Below are 2,539 nucleotides of genomic sequence, written 5' to 3'. Positions count from 1 at the left end.
CGCCGAGGCCGAGCCGGTCGAGCTCGGCCACCGCCCGCGGCGTCAGGCCGTCGCCGCACGTCTTGTCCCGGGGGAAGGTCGCGGCGTCGACGAGCAGCACGTCGCGCCCGGCGCGGGCCGCCCAGGCGGCGGCTGCCGACCCTGCGGGACCTGCGCCGACGACGAGCACGTCGGTACGGTCGGGGATCTCGGAAAGGTTGTGCCGCGGTTCGGACGCAGCGTGTTCTGCCACCACGGCTCCATCTTTCCAGGCACGGCTTCGGTGCCTCGGGGAGGTAGCCGCCCGGCGGAGCGGCTAGGTTCACTACCGTGGAGCCGATTCGACAGCGGACAGCAACAGCCGGGTCGACAGAACAGGATGGGTATCTCATCGTGAGCACTGAAGGGGCGGCGCAGTCCGCCGGTCCGTCCGGCGCGACGTCGGACACGGTGGTGGCCGGGGTGGACCTCGGCGATCCGGTCCTGGCGGCCGCCGTCCGGGACGGCCTCGCCCGGGTCGAGGAACTGCTGATCTCGGAGCTGTCCGACGGCGAGGACTTCCTGACCGAGGTCGCGCTGCATCTCGCCAAGGCCGGCGGCAAGCGGTTCCGTCCGCTGTTCACGCTCCTCAGCGCCCAGCTCGGGCCGGAGCCCGACGATGCGGCGGTCGTCACGGCGGCGACCGCGGTCGAACTGGTGCACCTGGCCACGCTGTACCACGACGACGTGATGGACGAGGCCACCATGCGCCGGGGGGCGCCCAGCGCCAACGCGCGGTGGAGCAACAGCGTCGCCATCCTCGCCGGGGACTTCCTGTTCGCCCACGCGTCGCGGCTGGTGTCGACCCTCGGCCCCGACGCCGTGCGGACCATCGCCGAGACGTTCGCCGAACTCGTGACCGGGCAGATGCGAGAGACCATCGGCACCGGGAAGGAACGCGACCCGGTCGAGCACTACCTCAAGGTGGTGTGGGAGAAGACCGGCTCGCTGATCGCGACGAGCGGGCGGTTCGGCGGGACGTTCTCCGGCGCGGATGCGAAACAGATCGCACAACTGGAACGGCTCGGCGACGCCGTCGGCACCGCGTTCCAGATCGCCGACGACATCATCGACATCTCGTCGGCCTCGGTGGAGTCCGGCAAGACTCCGGGAACGGACCTGCGTGAGGGGGTCCACACCCTTCCGGTGCTCTACGCCTTCCGCGAGTCCGGACCCGAGGCCGACCGGCTGCGGGAACTGCTGGCCGGGCCGGTGGAGGACGAGGCCGCCGTCGACGAGGCCCTGATGCTGCTGGCACGGTCGCCGGGGATGGCCGCCGCGAAGCGGACGCTGGGCGAGTACGCGGACAAGGCCCGCGCGGAGCTGGCGTCGCTGCCGCCGGGACCGGCGAACGAGGCCCTGCGACGGCTCGTCGACTACACGATTGCGCGCGTGGGGTAGACCCGGAAGCCGGGACGGCCGTTGCGGGGAGTGACGGTGGGGAACCCGCTCCCCGCCCTGTTTCGTTGAACATTCGAGCAAGATCGACGAATCGGGAAGAGGCGTGACGTGCACGGGTATGCGAACCGGCTGAAGACGGCGGGGCTCCTCATCGGGATGTCCGCCCTCATCGTGTTCATCGGCGCCCTGTTCCGGAACCCGACGATCCTGATCGGCTCGATCGTTCTCGCCGTCGGGATGAACGCCTACGCGTACTTCAACAGCGACAAGCTGGCGCTGCGTGCGATGCACGCCCAACCGATCACCGAGGTGGAGGCGCCGGTGGTGTACCGGATCGTGCGCGAGCTCGCGACCACGGCCCATCAGCCGATGCCCCGGCTGTACATCAGCCCGACCAATGCGCCCAACGCGTTCGCGACGGGCCGCGATCCGCGCCACGCGGCGGTGTGCTGCACCACCGGGATCCTGCAGATCCTGAACGAGCGGGAGCTGCGCGCCGTGCTCGGGCACGAGCTGTCGCACGTCTACAACCGGGACATCCTGATCTCGTCGGTGGCCGGGGCGATGGCGGCGGTGATCTCGGGGCTGGCGAATCTCGCACTGTTCGCGAACATGTTCGGCAACCGCGACCAGGGCACCAATCCGCTGGCTCTGCTGCTGGTGTCGCTGCTCGGGCCCATCGCGGCCACGGTCGTCCGGCTCGCCGTGTCGCGCTCGCGCGAGTATCAGGCGGATCAGTCCGGCGCCGAACTCACCGGCGATCCGCTGGCGCTGGCGTCGGCGCTGCGCAAGCTCGAGCGGGGCACCCAGGCGGCGCCGCTGCCGCCCGAACCCCGGATCGCCGCGCAGTCGCACCTGATGATCGCCAACCCGTTCCGGGCGGGGGAGCGGGTGAGCCGGTTGTTCTCGACCCACCCGCCCATGGCCGAGCGCATCGACCGGCTCGAGCGCATGGCCCGCGGCGGGTAGCGCCCCGGGGGCCTACCGGTAGTTGACGAACTGCAGCGCGATGTCGAGGTCGGCGTTCTTGAGCAGTGCGATCACGGCCTGCAGGTCGTCGCGCTTCTTGCTGCTCACGCGCAGCTCCTCGCCCTGGATCTGCGCCTTGACACCCTTCGGG

General features: G+C 70.7%; 4 protein-coding genes. 2 read left to right on the top strand and 2 right to left on the bottom strand.

Features of this window, described 5'->3' with window-relative positions; all coding sequences use genetic code 11:
- Positions 1 to 235, bottom strand: a 235-nt coding sequence (locus tag AIIKEEIJ_RS13715) for an FAD-dependent oxidoreductase (RefSeq protein ID WP_161995876.1), incomplete at its 3' end; no start/stop codon positions are given.
- 137 nt (positions 236 to 372) lie between these two features.
- Between AIIKEEIJ_RS13715 and AIIKEEIJ_RS13710 the strand changes: the two genes are divergently transcribed.
- Both AIIKEEIJ_RS13710 and htpX read left to right on the top strand, forming a co-directional pair.
- A complete protein-coding gene (locus AIIKEEIJ_RS13710; protein ID WP_161995875.1) occupies positions 373 to 1,419 on the top strand; it encodes a polyprenyl synthetase family protein in 1,047 nt (348 codons plus the stop codon).
- A gap of 108 nt (positions 1,420 to 1,527) precedes the next feature.
- Positions 1,528 to 2,388 (top strand): zinc metalloprotease HtpX, encoded by an 861-nt coding sequence (gene htpX / locus AIIKEEIJ_RS13705; protein ID WP_161995874.1) that lies wholly within the window; start codon positions 1,528 to 1,530, stop codon positions 2,386 to 2,388.
- Positions 2,389 to 2,400: 12 nt separating this feature from the next.
- On the opposite strand, the gene AIIKEEIJ_RS13700 is transcribed toward htpX, so the two are convergent.
- Positions 2,401 to 2,539, bottom strand: a 139-nt coding sequence (locus tag AIIKEEIJ_RS13700) for a DUF520 family protein (protein WP_161995873.1), incomplete at its 5' end; no start/stop codon positions are given.

It is taken from the genome of Rhodococcus sp. YH1, from assembly GCF_009939605.1.
GTDB lineage: Bacteria > Actinomycetota > Actinomycetes > Mycobacteriales > Mycobacteriaceae > Rhodococcus > Rhodococcus aetherivorans.
Note: the sequence above shows the minus strand (reverse complement) of the source record. Positions and strands in the feature narration are given on the sequence as shown.